A 20630-nucleotide genomic window follows, 5' to 3' on the forward strand; every position below is an offset into this window, starting at 1 on the left:
TTATTAAAACCCAAACCATGATTTTATTTTATCTCCTAACGATCCCTGAATGGCTTTATTGACAACCTCTCCATTTTTCACTACAGTTTTCGTTATTTTGGCAGCAACAGCATTTTTTCTTGCTACTTGAGCTACAGCCTTTGATTTCGCTAATTTAGAGGTAGCTAACGTTGCGTTTACTCCATACATATTCCTTCCTCCATTGGTTAATCTATTAAAATTATTGGTAGCCAGCGTTACATTTCTTAAGGCCTTTGTTTCTGCTACAGTAGCTTTTGCTAAAAACTTACCTGATACTTTATTTAACTGTTTCGCTGCAGCCCCACCTGCTTTTCCAGCTGCAACATCCATTAAACCGTCAGCCCAAGCTTTACTACCAGACTTTTTACCATTGAAAATATTCTGATTTCCTTCATTTCCGGAATAATCTACAGCTGCTTTAGCGACCACTGAACCTGCCTCTACAAGAAATTTGGCTCCAACACCAAGGCCTGCTCCGGCTAATGCTCCTTTACCAGTTTCTATAGCAACATCAGCCCAGTCTACTTCTTTGAATGATTTTCCTGACAAAAGCTGGCCTCCTAATTCCAGACCACCCCCAATCAAAGCTCCTCCTAGTGCAGTTAGACAGTTGGGACATCTTCCATCCGGATCATCATATCTGATCGGATCATTATATCCATAAGCGTATGGGTTTAGGTTCTTTACATTAAATACTCCGCCCCCATTAGCAAGAAGTATTCCTGCAGAGATATCATCGTCGTCATCATCATCTGCTTCATTTGGATTAAAGGTAAAATCAAGGTCTTTGATCAGTGGATCTGATGTAGTCCATCTACCAACATCAGGCATATAATGACGCCATCCGTAGTCATACATTCCTGTTTCCTGAAGCTCTTTTCTGTTATATTTATAGTTTTTATAACTTCCTGCACCAAAATAAGATCCTCCTGTTTTTAAATGATTCATTCCAAAAGGATAGTAATCATTGGCATCAGTGATTTCAAAAGCCCCATTCTGGTTATTTCTACTGAAACTTACCCTTACATTACCCAAATGGTCTTTGTACTGGTAAATATATGATTTTTTCTGATAATCATAGAATCCTTCGGTTGTTGCAAAGAATTGGAGCTCTGGATTATGAGGGTTTTTAACAATTGGATCAATCGGTGGAGGATCCAGATCAATTGGTGGTATTTTTTTGAACGCTTCCATCTCAAGAGCGACCTGAGATTCCGAAGATATTTTAGAAAACATATCAGTACTACCTCCGCCGCCATTATTTGAAGCGGTTTTATTTAAATACTGGAATCCGTCAAGATAGTCTGTAATCTCTTTAGTCCAGGTTGTATTGGTAATTCCTATGCTTGTGAAGGTATTCTCTTTACGAACCTTTACCCCATCAGATCGGAACTTATTGTTAATCTCTGTCGTGATTTGCCCGCTGCCTATTACCAATGAATTCTGTAAATTTAAATGATTGTAGCCAATACCTGTGATCTGTTTATCCAGCATATTTTTCATATTCCCATTCAGATCATATTCAATAACAGATCCTACAGTACCTTCATACCCGGATTTATTTTTACTGAGATCTTTCATTTTTACAGCATGGTTTCCTACATTGGTATATTCGATATTATCAATTACAGTAGCTGTTGTATTCCCATTTTCCATCACAGATGTTCTGTAAAGGTTGGTAATATTTCCGTTTAAGTCATAGTCGATAGATTCTGTATGCTCTCTGGAATACGGGTTATTGGGATTTTGATAATATCCTGCTGTCACCCTATTTAAGCCATCATAAACATATCCATATCTTTTAGGCTCCATGGGAGGGTTTGCTCCTATTGATTCCACAGCTCTCCAATCTACCTCTGCTATATTTCCGTTATATCTAGCCTGCACATCTTTTCCTGCAAATAAAACAGGGTCTGGCTTTGTGATCCCATTCTTCTGGTTATATTTAATTTTATATGCAAATAGTTTTCCACCCAAGTCAGGAATTCCCATTTGATCTTTGTTAACATCTGTCAACCAGCCTTTAACATTGTAAGCATAATCAATACTTTGTAGATTGTTTCCTACCTTTTTGGTTGCTAACTGAGCAAACTCATTATAAATATTCTCTGCCAATAACTGTTCCGGCCAATAATCTACCTGATGATAATGTTTTAACAATCTATTCTGGTTATCATATTCAAAGCGTTCTTTCACATTAACCTCTGGTTCAGTGGTTCTTCTGAAATGTTTTGTTTGTGTACTCAGAGTAACTCCGGAAAAGTCCAGGTCCGTTTCTATTCTGGTATATCCCCCCAAATAGTTAATGGAATGGGATCCAATCACTCTTGCTTTATCATCATAAAGAGTGTAATTCTTCGTCCAGTTATCATCTTCAACATTCTTCAACAAAGTTGCTACAGGTAATCCTTTGGTGCTTCTACCATCTGCATTAGGAACCTCTGTAAGCACTGTTTTTCCCGGAATAGTAAGATCAGGATTAAAATTATATGGCGGATAGCTGTCATAATAATTAACACTTAGTAGAGTAGGAATTTGCCCAGCAAAATTATTATCTGTATAATAAACAGTCATTCCATTTCGGGTAAATCCGGTTGAATTTCTGCTTTCGATGATCAATAGATCCTTTATTTCATTTTGTCTGGCAGCCCTTTCTCCTCCGGTTAAATAGCCTGTATACACTACTCTTCCCAACTTATCATACTTAGAGATCACCCATTTATTTTGAGTCCTCAAATTGGCATCCTGGGATAAGATCAGTCTGTCTGATTTATCATATACCATATACTCCCAGTCTTTTCCCGGAAGCTTTTTTTCTACCATAAGGTTTCCACCATCATACCGATATTCGTAAGCCAGATTGTCCTGATCTGCAGGCGTCCAGCTCTGAATTTTAGATAACATAGGAGGGACTACAAAAGCTAGCTGATTATATTCGTTATAAATATAATAGGTATCTGCATTTTCTGAGGCACTTACTACATTTCTTATCAGAATAACCTGCCCTTTACCGTTTTTAAACTCAATGGTCTTGTTTCCATCTTCATCGGTAACCGTGTTCTTATATAACTGATTAGCTCCATAGACACCAGCATTAGACGGAATACTTTTAGTAGCTCCTCCTACCCAGCTCGTAGAAGTAGTAAATTTCTTTACTGCATCGGCTACTGTATTGGCTTCATTATCATATTTTATTGGTTTTCCCATCCAATCAGTCCCTATCTGGATCTGCTGCTGAAGCCTGTCTAGCGGAGAGCTTTCCAATATTTTTTCTGAAAATGCCCTCTCGTTCGTATAAAGGTTTTGTGGATCTCCTACCGGAAACGGAACTAATCCTGAATTCTGGGTATAGATAAGTCCATCTTGTGTTCCTGATTGAGGTACAGGAAGATATTCTCTTGTTTGTCTTCCAAATCCATCATAGATAACCGGGATCACAACATCTCTTCCTTGTGGAGTTATTTTTACATTTACAATTTGTTTTAATTTTCCTAATCCATCATAATACTCAACTTTACGCATTTGCTTTGCATTAGGCTGGGTGGTGGTTACGGGTTCAAGATAAGTACGGGCCTGTACATAATTCTCGAGGTTTGATTGCGATTTTAAAGTACTTATAGAAAGCACTAAACCGATTGGGATTATTATTTTTTTCATGGCTAGTTTTTATTTATCATATTCAAAATATAAAGTGGCTGAACTTCCTGAGTTTCCTCCTGTAGACCTTACTGTAATATCTCCAGCTGGTCCCAATGATACACTCCAGCCTCCACCATTTGAGGATACATTGAAGTTTTTATAAGAAGTTGGTCTGCATAAACTATCTAATGTTCCTATAAACACTCCATTAGACCAATTAGGTGTAGATCCGTTATACCCAGTCATAGGAAAGCTTAGAATCACTTTTATATGGCCAAAAGCAGTTTCCTGGAAAGATGAGTAATAGATATCGGCAAGATGGGTAGGAGTGATAGTACATACATACGGAGTACATATTCCATTAGTAGTGGCATAATTAAGTCCATTAGCATTAATATCATTCTGGGCCATCTGATCTGCCTCTACCTGACTTACTGTAGATACATATTTAGCCGCAGGAACGACATAAGTTACTGGTGAAGGTAGAGTCCCGGGCCCACAAACACTTGTAAAAGTTTTGCTTGCTTCATCACTGTAATAATAAGTAGGAGTAACATTATATTTATATTCTTTTACGATATTATTGTCAGCATTTAAAACTTTTTCAAGCCTGCCTGCATCATCATATTTATATTGTTCGCTGACTCCTGAAGGTGGTGTGATCTTTTTTGCTCCTATAAGCGGATCATAGGTATAAGTGGTAATCTGAAAGTCTTTCAGTTCCGGTTTATTTTTAAAAGTATTCAACTCCAAAGCCAGAGTATTCTCCGAATTTTCATCTACATCTACATCAGATTTCTTTACGATTTCCAATTGCAGATAAGCTTTATTATCGTTTCCATCCAAGCCAAAAGCCTGCATTACCTGGGCATAGCTTGCTCCCTCTATTTTTGCGATAGGCTGAGTATGGTTGTATCCCCAAATAGTTGTAGTATAGACCTCCTGTTCATTGATTGATTCAATCACATTTCCATAGATACCTTGTCTTAATGTTTGGATTCCCTTTCTGTAATCTACGCCATCAAAACTTTTCTGACTATACGCTTTTTCAATAAGAGGTTTATTGACAAAACCACCTGTTGGAACTGAAAATGGAACTGAAAATTGATTCAATACATTCTTAGTGTAAGTAGTTTTTCCCTGGTCTATTAAAGTGTGTTCACTTATTTCATTTAACCGATTCTCGTTTTTAATCGTCAATGCATTGCTATCGTTTCCTTCATATGCATATTTGATGTGCTCTTCTTCGTTTGCCCCTCCGATTGTTTTGAAAATATCTTTAATTTTCCTTTCATTATTTCTCACATAATTAACTGACGACGATATACTTCCATTACCAAAATATTCCGTAGTTTCTGTTTTACTAAGATCATAATTGAAAGAATAGAACTTTCCTAATCCTCCTCCATACCAGCCATCATCAATAAGATCAGTTTCTTTCCATTTTAGTTTATAATCATGCAAAACAGATTTAACAATCTGATTACCTGAATTATAAACTTTACTGGATTTTAGTTTTCCATTAATCCCTTTAAAATCTGCTTCTGGAATATAATAATAATACCTGTTGTCTAGCCCAATATAAATAATACCACCATTCACCGTATCTATATTTGTTGTTCTGGTAGCATAGGAATCATAAATCATTGGGGATTTATAATGAAAGTCATCTATATCAATCTGCTTTGTATAGATTGGGGTAAACGTACTATACTCGTTAATAGTATATCCAAGAGTTGTATTATCCTTTTTTCTCGTTTTCTTTACGGAACCATAATAGAAAGAATACTCATGATCCCCACTTGCACTTACATATTTCTCCGGTTCAGCATACTCGGACTGTCCGCCCCAGGTTACACCGCTGATTTTAGGAACATCCAGTAAAGTACCTGTACCATCTCCGTTAGCACCATATGTGTATTCCTCTGTAAACTGCCCATTTCCTGAATCCGTAGTAGATTCTTTCACTCTAAGACCAGGTCCTTCTCTTTTTTGATTGTAATAAGTAAAATAATTCAAATCATAAGTATACAAGACTTTTCCTCCTAAACTTGAGATACTTTCTAATGATCCCGAAACGGCATCTTCTAGCTTTGGAGTACTGTCTTTGGTATATGAAGTCCCAGCTGTTTGAAGCTCTGTTCCTGTAAATTGATCTCTTTTATAAAGTGAAAAAGGAGAAATATCAATATTTATTTTATTATCAGTGGGATAATAGAATAAGTTGGGTATAAAACGCTTAGGATCTCCTGCTTTATAAAAGCCCCAATGGTCAATCTGGAAAGACTGCTTATTAGGAAGGTTTCGAGGGGTTTTGTATTTAAAGTTATATTTATTAACAGGTACTCCGTTTTTATCACTAAGCGCTATTTCTGTCAAAAACATCCTGGTATATACGGCCTTATCTATTGCAGGATCTGCATGAATACTCTTTTCGGTAGATTCAATATCCACTTGTACTAAACGAGCTTTATTAACAACAGTCTCTGTATTATTTGTTTTATTAATACTGGATACTACGATCTCATTGAGTTTCTGTAAGGTACTGGATCTTCCTGCATCATAAATATCTTTTCGAACATCCCCATAATTAAATGTAATTTTTGAAGATGAAGATTGAATACTCTTAATAATAGGTACCATATTCAGCTTCCGTTTCGTTTCCAATGTTATTTTACTTGTACTCCATGAGTTTGCAGGATAAGGGTAATAAGAACCTGATGCTCTGTTAAATGTTAGAGATTTTTTTGTTTCGTAATCAAAAGATATAACTTCACCAAATCTATTTTCAATTTTTGATAAATACCAGCTAACCGGTTTCTTTTTATTTTTCTCATATCTTGCTCTTAAATCCAATGGCGCAGGATATGTCGGATCATTGGGAGCACAATAAGGATGATCTACTGTAAAGTCTGTATTTGCCGGCTTAATGTCATTAGCAGAAGTTACAGGCATAATTACCCCCCCAAAAGTCTTCTGAGTAAAATTAACATAATCTGTTCCTGGTAAATCTAATTCGATAGCTGCAAACATATATTTCACTCCATTTTCATCTGTAAGAGTAAATTCCTGGAATATATCTGCTCCTTTTTATCTCCTACAACTTTATAATTTTCATCATTAATAACATGTATATTACCATCCAATCCAAAATAGAACTCGAAAGTTTCTTTTCCAGGGATTGTTACCACAAAAAGATCATTATTGTCGTGGTAAGCACTAAAAAATTTAGAGTTAACAGTTGTGGTTCCTGTAATTGGCCTGGGGTTGGTTTTATATTGATTAATCATGCTAATATTATTAGCAAGTACTCCGAGAAGACCTTTTTTTCCGGATAATAACTCAATCCCATGCATTCTATTGTAGGATTAACCTGACCAGGAGGTATTCCTATAGGAATTTGATATGTTTTATATGTAGCATATACCACGCCGTCCGAAGATTCATCTTGTACCCCTCTTCTTAATCTAGTGATTACACCTACTCCATTCATATCCCAATTAAGCCCAACATTACTGGCTTCTGAACTCACTTTTACCCCTCTTCCATCATATCTAAGAGACAATGGGAGAGTATAGTCTTTAATTTCCAGCTTCGCAATTGGAATTTCAACATTGGGACTTCCTGAAGCTTCACTAATTCTAGATAGTTCCTGAAGGTTATTGGTTATAGAGCTGGCTCTTGGATTTTGCTGAGCCTGAACAACTGTAGTTAAAAATAAGATTGTTCCTAAGGTTATAATTTTTCTTTTCACTGGTTATTTTTTTATCAACTTAGCATTTGCTGTTTTGTTACTATCAGTTTTTATCGTAATCAGATAAGCTCCCTGTACTAGAGAATTTGTATTGATTTTGGTTATATTATTTTTAGTCTTCAAATTCTGAATCTGCCTTCCACTCATATCATAGAGCATAATATCAGCTTCCTTGAAGTCAAAACCAATCTCCACATAGGCATAGTCAGATACTGGATTAGGATAGATTTTGATATCATATTTCTCAACCAGCTCTTTTACCTGTTGATCTCCAAGCTTTACAATTTTCCAGTTTTCTTTACCTAATTCCTTTGCACTGGTTCCTGCCAGAACAATAGATCCATCTTTGTTTAATTTCAGATCCGAAAGCCGTTCTTCTCTTTTTCTGGACTCTCCTTTCACATGCTTTCTCCACTGTTCGTTTCCACTATGATCTAAATACAGCATCCAGAACGTTTCATCATTTTCTTCAATTCTTCCTTCTGCCTGGGTGTAACCGCCTAACAGGATTCCTTTTGAAGTTCCTTCATCTGCTGAATGAAGAACACTCATACTCATCAGAATATCTCTGTTCTTGAAACTGTATGATTTTTGCCATTTTTCCTCGCCTCTTTCATTCAAAGAAATCAGCCACAGATCTGTACCTTCTTCTATTCCCACAGATTTGTTTCCGGACCTGTCTGATCTGGACTCTCCGCCAATGATAAAACCATTTGAAGCAAGAGCAAGTGTTCTAATATGATCATCTCCTTTACCCCCAAAGTTCTTTTCCCATTCTACCTTTCCGTTTTTATCAAGCTTAACGATCCAATAATCACCTTCACCAAAATTCTCTGTGCCTTTCCCGGTGCGGGATACAAAATTCGGAGTACGAGATTCTGAAGATGATGTGTTCCCACGAGACTTGTCACCTAATCCCGAAACGCGAACCTCGGAACTTCTTGAATAGATTCCCAGTAAAGCTCCCCCATCTTTTGTTGGAATCATCTTTTCAACCTCATCGAGCCCTCTTCCACCTAAAATCAATTGAGACAATTCCTTTCCGTCCTTATCTAATCTGGTAATCCAGACATCTTTTGAACCATAACCCTTGGATGCTCCTTGTACATTTCCTGCGATCATAAACCCTAAATCTGTTGTTTGAATTACAGCTCTCGCTTCTTCATCAGCATAAGTACCTAATGTCTTTTGCCATAATTCATCTCCAAATTCATTGATTCTGATGAGCCAGATGTCTGAACCTCCTTTGGAATCCTCCTTTTTATCCAGTCCTTTTCCCGAATAAGAGGTCCCAGAAAGGAGAAAACCACCATCTTGAGTGGCTACTGTGGCCGATAAATAATCATGGTTTTGCCCGGAAAAATATTTCTCCCAGACCTGTTCTCCTTGTTGGTTTAGTTTTACCAAATGAAAATCGTAACCGTTATTCTGTTTATTCTCAGAGACCTGGGATTTATCATCGCTCTGAATAGAGCTTCCTGTAATAAGATATTGTTGATCAATGGTTGTAGTGACCTGATTTAAAAAATCCTGAGTAGAGGATTTGATATCTTTTGCCAGACTACTTCCTGAGCATACAATCCTGAAACAGTGCATAGGAATAGTGCACTGATATAGAATTTCTTCATGTCAGTATTTAATTTAAGTTGTTATTAGTTTTTTAGCACACTGTAAGCGGCTTTAAAATATTTCTCAATATGAGTATTTATTGTATATGAGTATAACCCGTATAAAAGTATTGAAAATGAAAATTGGTAGAATTCAGGATAGTCCTAAATAAAAGCCTTGAGATCAATAAACCACACAATTTCCCACTTTATCAGTGAAAATCAGACGGTTGTTTGAGAAACCCGCCCTGCAAGAAAGAATTTAATATTTTCCCGGTGGATAATTTCTAAGAATATAATATAGAAACAACGAATAATGCATCGATTCTTCATGTCAGGTTTAGTTTAAGTGTTATTAATTTTCCACAAAAGTATCTTTTTTAGCTTATTGTAAAAAGAATTAATACTTTGTCCCAACCTGAGTTTTATCATGTCATAATTTCCATAATATAAAGTCTTTTCAATGAATGATAAAACCTCATACATATGAAAACGGATTTTCTTTATTTGGCCAAAAGAACTTAAGGATTTGATTTAAAACAATATAACATATAGACCTGAAATAATACAATCTAATGAAACCTAAAATTCGCCTCTGGCAGCGTATTCTTTTTCAAGAATGCTTCATATTCCGGAGACAGCTGAGCACGGCCAAAAGTATTCTCACCGCTCATACTTCCCAAACGGACCTTATCTTTTCCGAATTTCCGGTTCATGGCATCCATGGCCTTCATCACGGGAAGATGCTGGTTTTGTATATCTTCTTCAAAAAGGCTGATCTGCCTTTGATCTTCAGGAACAAAGTCATTCACCATCACACCTGCCCTTTTATAGTGGAATCCATCTCTGTAAACGGCTTCAAAAAGCTCGTTCACCACTCTTCCTATCAGTATGGATGAATTGGTGGGATTGGGAAGAATTTGAGTCATAGCATTTCTATATTCAGGAAGATCTTTTCTGAATCGGTTGGTCTGCACAAAGACCGTTATCATTTTACAGCAGGTATTCTGGCGGCGTAATCTTTCTGAACAATACATCCCAAAGGTTTCTACCCGCTCCCGAACAGCTTCTTTATCGGTAAGCATTTCCATAAAACTTCGGGTAACCGCAATTGATTTTTTAGGAGATGGAGCATCCAGTTCCAGCTGACGGATTCCTTTCAATTCGTTGATCATCCTTACCCCATGGATTCCCATCACTTTCCGAACCCACATTTCGGGTTTCTGAAGAAGGTCCCAAGCCTTATACACACCACTATCATTCATTTTAGCAGCCAGCTTTCTTCCTATTCCCCAAACATCTCCTATGTTCAGCCATTTCAACGCTTTTTCTATTTTTTCAGGAGTATCCATAATATACACTCCATTAAATTGCTCCGGAAAATCCTTTACAATTCTGTTGGCCACTTTACATAAAGTCTTGCTGGGTGCAATACCAATACTTACAGGAATATTCTCTTTCTCCTGAATCTCTGTTTTTATTTTAGCACAGTATTCGTGTATATCAATATATTTGAAGCCTGTTAAATCAAGGAAAAGCTCATCAATACTGTATATTTCATAATCCAGAACATAAGAACGGGCGATATTGATGACCTGCTGGCTTTTATAATTATAGAGTTCGAATTTTGCAGAAAACCTTTTTACATTATGCTCTTTGAAGAGATCTTTGTATTTGAATGCAGGAGCTGCCATAGGAATCCCAAGATCTTTTGCTTCCTTACTTCTGGACACTACACATCCATCGTTGTTGGAAAGAACCACAACAGGTTTACCTTCAAGGTCTGGATCCAGAGTCCTCTCACAGGATACAAAAAAGTTATTACAATCTACCAGCGCATACATGACGATCGTGAATTATCTATACAAAATTATTACTTTTCAAGAATAAAATCACTTTTTCATCACGAATTAACATCACATTTAACACATTGAAAAACAAATAAATAATATTTTATAATACGACATATTTTGTCGCATTAACATTTTAATTTTGCTTTCAAAAACATTATTTATTTGAATGTTTTACGGTAAATTAAATCATTCGCAGCCGTTCTTCTTCCAGGTCAAGCTGATAGAGCTGATGCCTGATAATTTCTTCATTCACAGAAGTATCTTTATTAAGTTCTGAAAGAAACTGTCTTTGGCTTTCAAGCATTTCGATAAAAACAGCTTTGGATTTTTCGTTCATCCAGTCATCGTCATTGGCTTTGTTTTTTTCTTCCCAATGTCGCAACAATCGCTCTATTCCTGCATCACTATGAAGTTCGCTTTCATGTTTATTCTTAAGAAAATGATAAACATGTTGTCTTAATTTTTGTTTGATCTCCTTTCGGGCCAGTTCCTCTTTTTCTTCATCTATAAAACCCTCAAAAACTTTTCCATATTTTATAAAATAAGGCAATGTAAGCCCCTGTACCAAAAGGGTAAGCAGTATCACGACAAAGGTGATGAATAATATAAGATTCCTGTTTGGAAAAGGGGTGCCGTTTTCAAGAGTTAGCGGGATGGCAAGTGCTGCTGCCAGAGATACCACTCCCCTCATTCCTGTCCATCCAAGTAAAATAGGCATCATTAGCCTTCTTCCCATGGAAGATGCTCTGGGAGCTACAGAAGGACGAAAAATAATTGTGGCAATCATGGCTGCATAGGAGCTTATTATTCTGGCTATAATAAGAATAGCTGTCACTAATACTCCATAATTAATGGCAGTTTTTAAAGCTATTCCTTCGGAACGCAGCCCGCCTACAATCTCAGGAAGCTCCAGTCCGATAATTAAGAAAACAATACCATTCAGAATAAATACAAAGCTTTCCCATACGCTATATCCTCTTATACGGCTGGTACTGTTCAAAAAGATCATTCTTTTAGCAGACATATACAGACCTCCGCAAACAACTGCCAAAACACCAGAGCAATGAATTTGTTCCGCTACCCAATACATCAGATAAGGCTCAATAAGCGTCAATGCAATATCTGAAGAAGCATCTGTAGGAAGCCTCTTGTGAGCTTGTACAAAAATCCAGGCCAGTAATAGACCAATTCCTGCTCCTCCGATCACCATCCATAAAAAATCCAATGAAGCTTCCTGCCATATAAATTGTCCGGTTCCTACTGCAATAAGCGCAAAACGGAAGATAATCAGCGAAGAAGCATCATTCAGAAGGCTTTCTCCTTCCAAAACAGCTGCAGTCGTATTGGGAATTTTTACAAATTTCATAATAGCACCCGTACTTACAGCATCAGGCGGAGATACGATGCCTCCCAATAAGAACCCCAGAGCAATCGTAAATCCCGGAATAAAATAATTGGCAGCAATGGCCACTGAAAACGCAGTAAAAAATACAACCAGGAACGCAAAACTTCCAATGATACGCCACCATCTTTTCATTTCTTTAAAGGAAATAGACCAGGCTGCTTCAAATAGTAGTGGTGGCAGGAATATAAAAAAAATAAGATCGGGGTTGATCTTTACAGCAGGCAAACCGGGTATAAAGCTTACAAGAAGTCCAAATATAACCAGCAAAATAGGATAAGCGATTTTTAATTTAACAGCCCACATATTTAATAATACTATAGCGGCTATCATGGCCAATAAAAAGGGTAAAACGGTATGCATTGAAATTGTGTTTTTTAATTTTTATCCATAATCTTCATGATCTATCTGAAGACAACATCTTTTACAAATATACACTCAATCTGTATTTTAGCACTCATTTTTTCAATCTTATCAAAACTTAAATAGAAACTGCAGCCTAACACTTCAACATCATCCCCGCTCATCATGAAGAAGGTTTACAATAATGAAATTACCTTACAATCCTCAATATTTAATCTCACTATAAAAACAATCAAAGACTGCTCAGACGGACAGACTTTTTATTTTAAGTAATTAATTCAAGAGAGAATGAATAAATGTTTTTTTATTCTACATACGTCAAGTTTTGTCGCTTCCGGCCTATACTTTTGCTCTATAATAAAAGAATATGGACAAAGTAACATTAGAAAGAATTCAGAAACTTCACCCACTGGTAAGAGATGAAGTAAAACAGATTATTGAAGAATGTGATAAGGCGCTTACAGGCAGAGCCAAAATAAGAATCACTCAGGGATTGAGGTCTTTCGAAGAGCAGGAAAAGCTGTATGCTATCGGAAGAATTACATCTGGAAAAAAGGTAACGAATGCCAAGGCAGGCCAAAGTATCCACAATTATGGCCTTGCGGTAGACATGTGCCTTATAATTGACGGAAAGACTGCCAGCTGGGACACGGCAAAAGACTGGGATAACGATAAGGTTGCAGATTGGTATGAATGTGTAAAAATTTTTGCTAAACATGGCTGGGATTGGGGTGGAAACTGGAAAACATTTAAAGATCTTTCCCACTTTGAAAAAAGACAATCCCTTCTAAGAAAGGACCTGTAAAGACCAGTTGGAGAACACTTTTGAAGAAGTCAAGAGATCAACAAAATTATGTTATTTTTTAGCCTTTTTTCTTTGAAATTAATTTAAACACGTCAAGTTCTGTCGCTTCTCCGCCCTACCTTTGTTTTACAAGAAAGCCACTAAAAACAACAAGATCTGAACATGAAATTCAAACATTTTTCCTGATCAAAATCACTGATTTCATAGGATCCTGTTACTATGTATTCTTAAAAAAAAGCAATTAACAAAATAATATGAAAAAGACAACCATTCTTTCTTTGGACGGAGGCGGAATAAGAGGAATTATTACCTGTATTATTCTGCGTTACATAGAAGAACAGCTCCAGTATTATGATAAGCCAAGTGCTAAGCTTGGAGATTATTTTGATCTGGTGGCAGGCAGCAGCACAGGAGGACTGATTGCTTCTATTATTCTATGTCCTGATGAAGTCCGTAAAGCAAAATATTCTATCCAAAAGGGGTTGGAATTGTACGCTGAAAAGGGCGGTGATATCTTCCAGGTTTCCTTTTGGGAAAAGCTGGTTAATCCATTTGGATTATTGAATGAAAGAATTTCTCAGGAAGCTCTTGAAAAAAACCTGAACGACTTTTTTGGAAATTTAGAATTAAAGGAATTAATAAAACCGTGTTTAATAACAAGTTATGATATAGAGAACAGAAGAGCGAAACTTTTCAATTCATCTGAAGCTCATCTCAGTACAGATAATTTTTATGTAAAAGATGTTTGCAGGGCAACTTCCGCAGCACCTACCTATTTCAGCCCGGTACAGATCAAATCGATGTATGGGCAAATCTTCAGCCTGATTGATGGCGGTATGTTTGCGAATAATCCTGCTCTTTGTGCTTATGCAGAAGCCAGAAAAATTCCTTTTGCAGAGGTTTTGAAAAATCATCAGAAAGCCAATCATCCCGGAGTAAATGATATGATTCTTATTTCTATCGGAACAGGGATTGAAGCCAGACCTTATCCTTTTAAAAGACTGGAAAAGGCTGGAAAAATTGGCTGGGTAGGACCAATTATCGATATTTTAATGTCTGCCAATGCAGAAACTGTTGACTATCAGCTTTCTCAAATGTTTCAGACCTTAGGACTGAGAAATCAGAAAAACTATTACCGCCTGAATCCATCATTGAAAAATGCTTCTCCAGCCATGGACAATGTAAGACGATCTAATATTGAAAATCTGATCCAGGCCGGTCTGAGCTATATTGATGATAACCGGGAAGTTCTAAATCAGATTGTCCAAAAGCTCATCAAAAACAAAATATAAGCTTAAAAGCTTATATCAGCCTTAAATAAGCTTTCAAGCTTATATTAAGATTTTCACCGAATTAAAACATATGCTCTTGTCAGTTTATAATATTCATCAAAAAAGAAATAAAAATGAAAATAAATAATAACACGACAAGTTTTGACGCTTTAATCAACGATCTTTGAATCAACAAAATAACCAAGAAAACCAAAGCTAAATAAGCTTATTCCAAACTTACATTATCCCTATTATTTTAAATAATAATCTTCAGTTCATCAAATAATGAACAGGATATCTATTGCCCAATACTGAATATTAGTCTGCTAGCACTACTATATATTATTAACCAATTAATAACCTTAACAATTTTAGAATTATGGCAAATTTAGTACAAGAATTAAACAGTTTAGATTTCAGTGTTTACATCGGAGGGCCTATGCAGGCAGCAATCAAGGCTCAGCATGATGCATCCATGTCACAAGTAAATTTTATTAAAGAAGTCGGCTTTGAAGAAGGAGCTCCGGAAGGAGGAGCCAAAAAGCTTAAGTATGTGGATTTTATCTATACAAAGTCAGTTCCCAGCACCGCTGAAAATAACGAAAGTGTAGTAAAATCAGAAGTAAAGCTAAGTGTCCCATTGCTTTGTATGCTGACCATTCCGGCTTTAAGAATTGACGAAATGACTATTGATTTTAACGCCAAGCTTAATTCTGTGGAAACTCAGAGTATTGCTAGTGAATTTCAGGGAAGTGCTTCTCTTAGCGCTAAATTCTGGAAAGTTAAATTCAATGCTTCAGCTTCTTATAAGAAAACCAACTCAAGTACTTCAACTACGGAAAAAACATATACATTGGGTGTACATGTAAAAGCTGTAAATGACGAATTACCTGCAGGTCTTTCAAAAATCATGGATATGTTAGAAGATGCTATTGTTGCTTCCGCAGCACCAGTAACTCCTACTCCTTAATTATTTTCAGGATGGCTGCTCCGGCAGCCATCCTTTTAAAAAATCTTTATCAATTTAAAAAAAATTATCATGCCAAAATTGAATGAATATTTAGGAGGTATTGTCTCTGAAATTGCCGCAGCCAGAAAAATGACAGACTTACAGACTGTACAAATAGCAAAAGAATATGCTAAAGATGATTTATTGAAACATTTTTCCATTCCAAGAATGAAAGTGGGGACCGTAGACCTTACTATTCCTTTTGCTACAGCAGGAAGCTCCCCAATCTTGCCTTTCAGAGATTTTTCTTATGAAGAAATCATCAAAGTAGCCTCAACAGATTATAATCCTTCTGATACAAAAAATGATCAGAACTTAAGAAATTTTCTGGCCAATCAAGAACTTGGTTATAATGATTATATAACCAAGATCAAGGCTGAAAACAAACCTACCCTCACCGATACTCAAATACAGTATTTTGAACCTATTTCGAAATATACAGCAGAATACTGTCGCTCCCTTCCCAATTTTACATGGAAGAATACAGATCCCCAGTTTTTACAGCAAAGCCTTTTCAACAGAATCGTTCTGGAGGCCAGAAGAGTGATTGAAAAGATAGATAACCGGGAGATTATTGTAGAGGCAAGCAAATTGATGCAACTGGATGCCAAATGCCTGATTTTCGCTAAAATGAGTGTGAGTGAAGCAGGAATGGAGTGGTCGAGATACGAAGACATCAATGGAAATATTATAGAAACACTTATCCCTGAATAATAGAATGAAAAAGTCACAGTTTATTTTAGTTTCCCAGTTAAAGGATCAGCTGCTGGAGTTTCCAGGTATTGTTTCTTCGCTGGAGAAAAAAGATCCTTTTTTTGTTGAAAAAATGCTTTCATGGCTGAAGTCTGTAGAGAATATTCTTTCTACGAACACCATTAGTGAAGTTTCGGAAATAGCAGGTTTCAGAAGTAAGATTCTGGCAGGTAAAATCAGTGATGAAAGAAGTTTTAATGCTAAAAAAAACCAGCTCAAGGTTACCGCAAATCTTCTTCACGATGCACAAAACTGTGTGCTTAATGTATTACTGCCTCATGAAACAAAAATGAATGAATGCAGAGATATCACCAAACAAATACTGGCTTTAGCAGCACAAACAACAAGTCCTCTTTATACTTCAGAAATAACATTTGAAGATTTTGTACAGAAAGTCTGGTCACATATCCTTTCTGATCATGATTTAAAATTAGGAGGTATCAAACTCAAATCAATGCTTTCTGAAATGGACATCATTATGCTTATTGCTGATGAAATAGATATTAATGATTTTTCTTAAAACTAAAATAACTCAAAATTCTTTTGAGTTATTTTTTTATGCGTCAAGTTTTGACGCTTCCCTCGATTACTTTTGAATTATAAACAAGAACACAAAAACAATTAATAAAAAACTTTAAAAAGCCTTTGAATTCAACATTGATCTATGCTGAACAGTCCGGAATATGTTCAAAACACAACCAACACCAAATCACAATACAAAACATGGAAACATCCAATCACAACACAGACATACTCTTCGATGAAGATCTCTACACCGTGGAATGGAGTGACATCGAAAATGCAGAGATGGATTATGAAAACTATCTCAATGACATTGAAAATTTCTTCAGGCAAGATTTTGAAGAAGATATCCTTGAAGAAGATGCCTTTTAAATAAAAGTTTTAAAACACGACAAGTTCTGATGCTGTCCAATTTTACCCTCGAAATCTCTATAATATGCGCACAGCAGTCTCATTAAACATTCTCAACACCTTTGAATTCACCATTCACAAAATCTTGGGCAGCCAGAACGATGTCTGAAAAATATAAATCACGTGGAAATTCGGTTTGTGACCACTAAAAACAGGACCATAGATTCTGAAGTGATCTTATAAAGCTTCATAACCCAATCACAATATTCTATATTTCATAAGCCACAGAAATACTGTGGCTTATTATTTTTCTTAACTTCCAACGAAAAACAAGTATTAATTCCGCACAAGATTTGCCATAAAGATTTTATATCTGATAGAAAATAATTTTTTATCATCTTAGTAATATGAAATATTTTGGATTTATAAGAGAACACGACGATTACCCTATCTCAGAAGGCATTCACGAATTAATTTCCAGCACCACTTCTGTAGATAATAATAAAGATAAAGTATTGGCCTATTTACAAAGGGGAATTATGGCAGTTCCTTTAATGGGATGTGTTGAAAATGCAAAAGATCCTTTATTTGGAACGGACAACTATAATGATGAAAGTTTTATTGCGTATAATATGATCTATACAGATGGAATATGGCTATGGCCACAATACATCATTGAATATATAAAGAAATATCCCCATATAAAGCTTGACAGTGAATTTGTACAACATGTTCTAAGTAATAAAAAAGCAATTCACCTAACTGAAGAAGACTCTCTAAAAATTGAAAAGAACTTTTTCCAGAAATTTTGGAAATAACACTATTTATAATGAACATTGATAAAGAAAAAGCATTAGAAATCGTTAAGCAATATTTACAGGATCGCAAGAGAGAATATATTTCTATTGATGAGAAAGATAAGATTTATTATGTAGAACAAAAAAGGATTAATTATGGAAAGTATGAAAGTGTTATAAGGAATATTTTTGTAGTAACTTATTACCTTGAAGGTTACCAGGAACCTATCCCTCAATTTGTTATTGTAGATGCAGAAACAGGTGAAGTACATTGTACCTACACCAAGCATGGCTATGCTGAGGAATGGGAGGATGAAGAAGAGCTATAGAATTCCAGAATTATAGAAGATACAATGATATTAATTTTTAATATTCCTTCTTCAAAAAAAAATAAAACACGACACGTTTTGTCGCATTAAGCCCATATATTTGTGGTACAAAATTTTACCATGAAGAAAGATTTTTATCTGACAAGATATGCCTTAATTATTAAAAGACTAGAAAGTTCTCCTGCTACCTATTCGCAGCTGGAAGATTATCTTTTAAACTCTTTTGAATTCCAGGATGCGGGAATCAAGAGCTACTCTATCCGTACCTTGCAGAGAGATATCCGTGAGATTTCTGATCTTTTTAACCTTTCCATTCACAACAAGAAAAAAGGTGACAACCGCTACTATATTGAGAGCCGCCCGATTATGGAAGTGGATGAATACAACCAAAAGCTTCTGGAATCTTTCCAGGTAAGCAATGCCCTGAATCTTCACCCTGATTTTTCAAATTTTATTTTCTTTGAAAGCCGTAAACCCACCGGAGTAGAAAATTTTTATGATCTTTTCTTTGCCATCCGTAATAAAAGAGTGGTAACCTTTGAACATTACAATTATAAAAACAAGCTGATGACCTCCAGAAAGGTGCATCCTTTAGCTTTAAAAGAATCCAAAGACAGATGGTACCTCATCGCCATTGATACCAAGGATAAGATTTTAAAATCCTTTGGATTAGACAGGATCAATTATCTGGATGTGGCCAAGAACCAATATAGAGAAAAATATAAGTACAACTTCAGAGAACACTTTAAAAATGCTTTTGGAGTAATGAATCTGGCCGAACAGAAACCGCAGAATATTATATTAAAGTGCAGCCGCCATCAGGGAGAATATATTAGAAGTTTCCCACTTCACCAATCACAGAAAGAAACCAAAGAAACCCCGGAAGAAATCTATTTTGAGTTTTTTCTCCATCCTACTTATGACTTCATGCAGGAGATTTTATCTTATGGAAAAGAGGTAACAGTCCTAGAACCTAAAGCTTTAGTTGATGACATCCGTAACCATCTTCAGGAATCTCTAAACCGCTATCTTGAAAGTTAAGAGATCATGAATTAATCTCATATTTTTTAGTTATATTTACATAAATATAACCCTATTGAGAACGTTATTCATTTGCATCTTTTGTATAATTTCTTCATTTTGCTTATCCCAGCAAAAAGAGGAATTCCGGTTGGTAAAAAACTATTACAACCAGCACAGAGGCATGCTGAATAATGAATTCAAGAAAAAGTTTAATGCAGAACCTGATTTTCTAAAAAAGATGCTATCAAAGGTGATTTTCTCTTTTTTATGAAAAAAATGGACAGTATAGAAAACAATGCTTTAATTGGTGCACTGCTGAAAGTAAGAAACCTTGAGGATCTTCAAACTTTAAAAACAGCAGGAAACCCATCTCATGATTTTAATGATAAATCAGCAAATGTAGAAAAGATTGCAGACTATCCCGGCGGTATCAATACCCTACGGCAAGAAGTGGCAGATCTTCTGTATGCAGACGGCGTTAATTCCGAATCCAAAACAGTAAAAACAGATGTTGTCTTTATTGTGGAAAAAGATGGAAGCATCAGCAATGTTCATGCACAAGGAGATAACTTCACCTTCAATAGACAGGCTGAAATTGCCCTCTACTCAATTTCTGAAAAATTTTCGCCTGCAATAGTCAAGGGTGATCCGGCGAGATTCCGTTTCAGGATTCCTTTAACTTTAACGATGGTAGAATAGATGTTTACTGACGAATATTATATGAAAATGGCCCTGCAGGAAGCAGAGGCTGCCTTAGAACAGGATGAAGTTCCGATTGGATGTGTGATTGTTTCCAACAACCGTGTTATTGCCAGAGCACACAACCTTACAGAAACCTTAAACGACGTCACTGCCCATGCAGAAATGCAGGCTATAACGGCTGCCGCTAATTTCCTGGGCGGTAAATATTTAAAAGACTGTACACTCTATGTGACAATGGAACCTTGTGTGATGTGTTCAGGAGCCTTATCATGGTCTCAGATTACCAAAGTAGTGATTGGAGCAAGGGATGAACAGAGAGGTTTTATCAATAAACACCTTTCTCTGCACCCAAAAACAGAAGTGATTACAGGCATTATGGAAAATGAATGTTCTACCATTGTTAAAGGTTTTTTTAAAAACAAAAGATAA

General features: G+C 36.1%; 17 protein-coding genes and 1 pseudogene. 11 read left to right on the forward strand and 7 right to left on the reverse strand.

Annotated elements, in window-relative coordinates:
* Window positions 1-3: 3 nt before the first annotated feature.
* The 7 genes from H5J24_RS22195 to H5J24_RS22225 form a co-directional block, all read right to left on the reverse strand.
* The gene (locus H5J24_RS22195; RefSeq protein ID WP_068940689.1) at window positions 4-3678 is read right to left on the reverse strand and encodes a DUF6443 domain-containing protein; all 3675 of its coding nucleotides are present in this window, start codon (window positions 3676-3678) and stop codon (window positions 4-6) included.
* A gap of 9 nt (window positions 3679-3687) precedes the next feature.
* Window positions 3688-6693 (reverse strand): DUF5977 domain-containing protein, encoded by a 3006-nt coding sequence (locus H5J24_RS22200; protein WP_232815868.1) that lies wholly within the window; start codon window positions 6691-6693, stop codon window positions 3688-3690.
* A gap of 5 nt (window positions 6694-6698) precedes the next feature.
* Complete coding sequence (locus H5J24_RS22205) at window positions 6699-6950, reverse strand: hypothetical protein (RefSeq protein WP_232815869.1); 252 nt, start codon at window positions 6948-6950, stop codon at window positions 6699-6701.
* A complete protein-coding gene (locus H5J24_RS22210) occupies window positions 6947-7414 on the reverse strand; it encodes a hypothetical protein (protein ID WP_232815870.1) in 468 nt (155 codons plus the stop codon). Before H5J24_RS22210 ends, H5J24_RS22205 begins: the two co-directional genes overlap by 4 nt.
* Before the next feature lie 3 nt (window positions 7415-7417).
* Entirely contained in the window at window positions 7418-9010 is a 1593-nt protein-coding gene (locus H5J24_RS22215; RefSeq protein ID WP_232815871.1) for a T9SS type A sorting domain-containing protein, read from the reverse strand.
* Window positions 9011-9593: 583 nt separating this feature from the next.
* Window positions 9594-10865 carry a Y-family DNA polymerase gene (locus tag H5J24_RS22220; RefSeq protein WP_068940698.1) on the reverse strand — a complete coding sequence of 424 codons (1272 nt, stop codon included), beginning with the start codon at window positions 10863-10865 and terminating at the stop codon, window positions 9594-9596.
* 190 nt (window positions 10866-11055) lie between these two features.
* Window positions 11056-12639 (reverse strand): Na+/H+ antiporter, encoded by a 1584-nt coding sequence (locus H5J24_RS22225; RefSeq protein WP_068940700.1) that lies wholly within the window; start codon window positions 12637-12639, stop codon window positions 11056-11058.
* 367 nt (window positions 12640-13006) lie between these two features.
* Between H5J24_RS22225 and H5J24_RS22230 the strand changes: the two are divergent.
* From H5J24_RS22230 to H5J24_RS22280, 11 genes and pseudogenes are all read left to right on the forward strand, one after another.
* Window positions 13007-13506, forward strand: a pseudogene (locus tag H5J24_RS22230) (M15 family metallopeptidase).
* Window positions 13507-13698: 192 nt separating this feature from the next.
* Window positions 13699-14736, forward strand: coding sequence for a patatin-like phospholipase family protein (locus H5J24_RS22235; protein ID WP_068940705.1), 1038 nt, complete (start codon window positions 13699-13701; stop codon window positions 14734-14736).
* A gap of 358 nt (window positions 14737-15094) precedes the next feature.
* Window positions 15095-15685, forward strand: coding sequence for a DUF2589 domain-containing protein (locus H5J24_RS22240; protein WP_068940707.1), 591 nt, complete (start codon window positions 15095-15097; stop codon window positions 15683-15685).
* Window positions 15686-15754: 69 nt separating this feature from the next.
* Complete coding sequence (locus tag H5J24_RS22245) at window positions 15755-16438, forward strand: hypothetical protein (protein WP_068940710.1); 684 nt, start codon at window positions 15755-15757, stop codon at window positions 16436-16438.
* A gap of 4 nt (window positions 16439-16442) precedes the next feature.
* Window positions 16443-16997: a hypothetical protein gene (locus tag H5J24_RS22250; protein WP_068940712.1), complete on the forward strand. Its 555-nt coding sequence runs from the start codon at window positions 16443-16445 to the stop codon at window positions 16995-16997.
* 125 nt (window positions 16998-17122) lie between these two features.
* Entirely contained in the window at window positions 17123-17371 is a 249-nt protein-coding gene (locus H5J24_RS22255; protein ID WP_232815873.1) for a hypothetical protein, read from the forward strand.
* A 386-nt stretch (window positions 17372-17757) separates the two neighbouring features.
* Window positions 17758-18168 (forward strand): hypothetical protein, encoded by a 411-nt coding sequence (locus H5J24_RS22260; protein ID WP_068940723.1) that lies wholly within the window; start codon window positions 17758-17760, stop codon window positions 18166-18168.
* An 11-nt stretch (window positions 18169-18179) separates the two neighbouring features.
* Window positions 18180-18476, forward strand: coding sequence for a hypothetical protein (locus H5J24_RS22265; RefSeq protein WP_068940727.1), 297 nt, complete (start codon window positions 18180-18182; stop codon window positions 18474-18476).
* Between the two features lie 120 nt (window positions 18477-18596).
* Window positions 18597-19517: a helix-turn-helix transcriptional regulator gene (locus tag H5J24_RS22270; protein WP_068940730.1), complete on the forward strand. Its 921-nt coding sequence runs from the start codon at window positions 18597-18599 to the stop codon at window positions 19515-19517.
* A gap of 258 nt (window positions 19518-19775) precedes the next feature.
* Window positions 19776-20198 carry a hypothetical protein gene (locus tag H5J24_RS22275; protein WP_228407581.1) on the forward strand — a complete coding sequence of 141 codons (423 nt, stop codon included), beginning with the start codon at window positions 19776-19778 and terminating at the stop codon, window positions 20196-20198.
* Window positions 20199-20630: a nucleoside deaminase gene (locus H5J24_RS22280; RefSeq protein WP_068940733.1), complete on the forward strand. Its 432-nt coding sequence runs from the start codon at window positions 20199-20201 to the stop codon at window positions 20628-20630.

It is taken from the genome of Chryseobacterium capnotolerans, from assembly GCF_021278965.1.
GTDB classification, from domain to species: domain Bacteria; phylum Bacteroidota; class Bacteroidia; order Flavobacteriales; family Weeksellaceae; genus Chryseobacterium; species Chryseobacterium capnotolerans.

Bases quoted from the DNA above. Each gene is read 5' to 3' on its own strand.
- H5J24_RS22195 (WP_068940689.1), bottom strand. From the start codon at position 3,678: ATGAAAAAAATAATAATCCCAATCGGTTTAGTGCTTTCTATAAGTACT.
- H5J24_RS22200 (WP_232815868.1), bottom strand. From the start codon at position 6,693: ATGTTTGCAGCTATCGAATTAGATTTACCAGGAACAGATTATGTTAAT.
- H5J24_RS22205 (WP_232815869.1), bottom strand. From the start codon at position 6,950: ATGATTAATCAATATAAAACCAACCCCAGGCCAATTACAGGAACCACA.
- H5J24_RS22215 (WP_232815871.1), bottom strand. From the start codon at position 9,010: ATGCACTGTTTCAGGATTGTATGCTCAGGAAGTAGTCTGGCAAAAGAT.
- H5J24_RS22220 (WP_068940698.1), bottom strand. From the start codon at position 10,865: ATGTATGCGCTGGTAGATTGTAATAACTTTTTTGTATCCTGTGAGAGG.
- H5J24_RS22225 (WP_068940700.1), bottom strand. From the start codon at position 12,639: ATGCATACCGTTTTACCCTTTTTATTGGCCATGATAGCCGCTATAGTA.
- H5J24_RS22235 (WP_068940705.1), top strand. From the start codon at position 13,699: ATGAAAAAGACAACCATTCTTTCTTTGGACGGAGGCGGAATAAGAGGA.
- H5J24_RS22240 (WP_068940707.1), top strand. From the start codon at position 15,095: ATGGCAAATTTAGTACAAGAATTAAACAGTTTAGATTTCAGTGTTTAC.
- H5J24_RS22245 (WP_068940710.1), top strand. From the start codon at position 15,755: ATGCCAAAATTGAATGAATATTTAGGAGGTATTGTCTCTGAAATTGCC.
- H5J24_RS22250 (WP_068940712.1), top strand. From the start codon at position 16,443: ATGAAAAAGTCACAGTTTATTTTAGTTTCCCAGTTAAAGGATCAGCTG.
- H5J24_RS22260 (WP_068940723.1), top strand. From the start codon at position 17,758: ATGAAATATTTTGGATTTATAAGAGAACACGACGATTACCCTATCTCA.
- H5J24_RS22265 (WP_068940727.1), top strand. From the start codon at position 18,180: ATGAACATTGATAAAGAAAAAGCATTAGAAATCGTTAAGCAATATTTA.
- H5J24_RS22270 (WP_068940730.1), top strand. From the start codon at position 18,597: ATGAAGAAAGATTTTTATCTGACAAGATATGCCTTAATTATTAAAAGA.
- H5J24_RS22275 (WP_228407581.1), top strand. From the start codon at position 19,776: ATGGACAGTATAGAAAACAATGCTTTAATTGGTGCACTGCTGAAAGTA.
- H5J24_RS22280 (WP_068940733.1), top strand. From the start codon at position 20,199: ATGTTTACTGACGAATATTATATGAAAATGGCCCTGCAGGAAGCAGAG.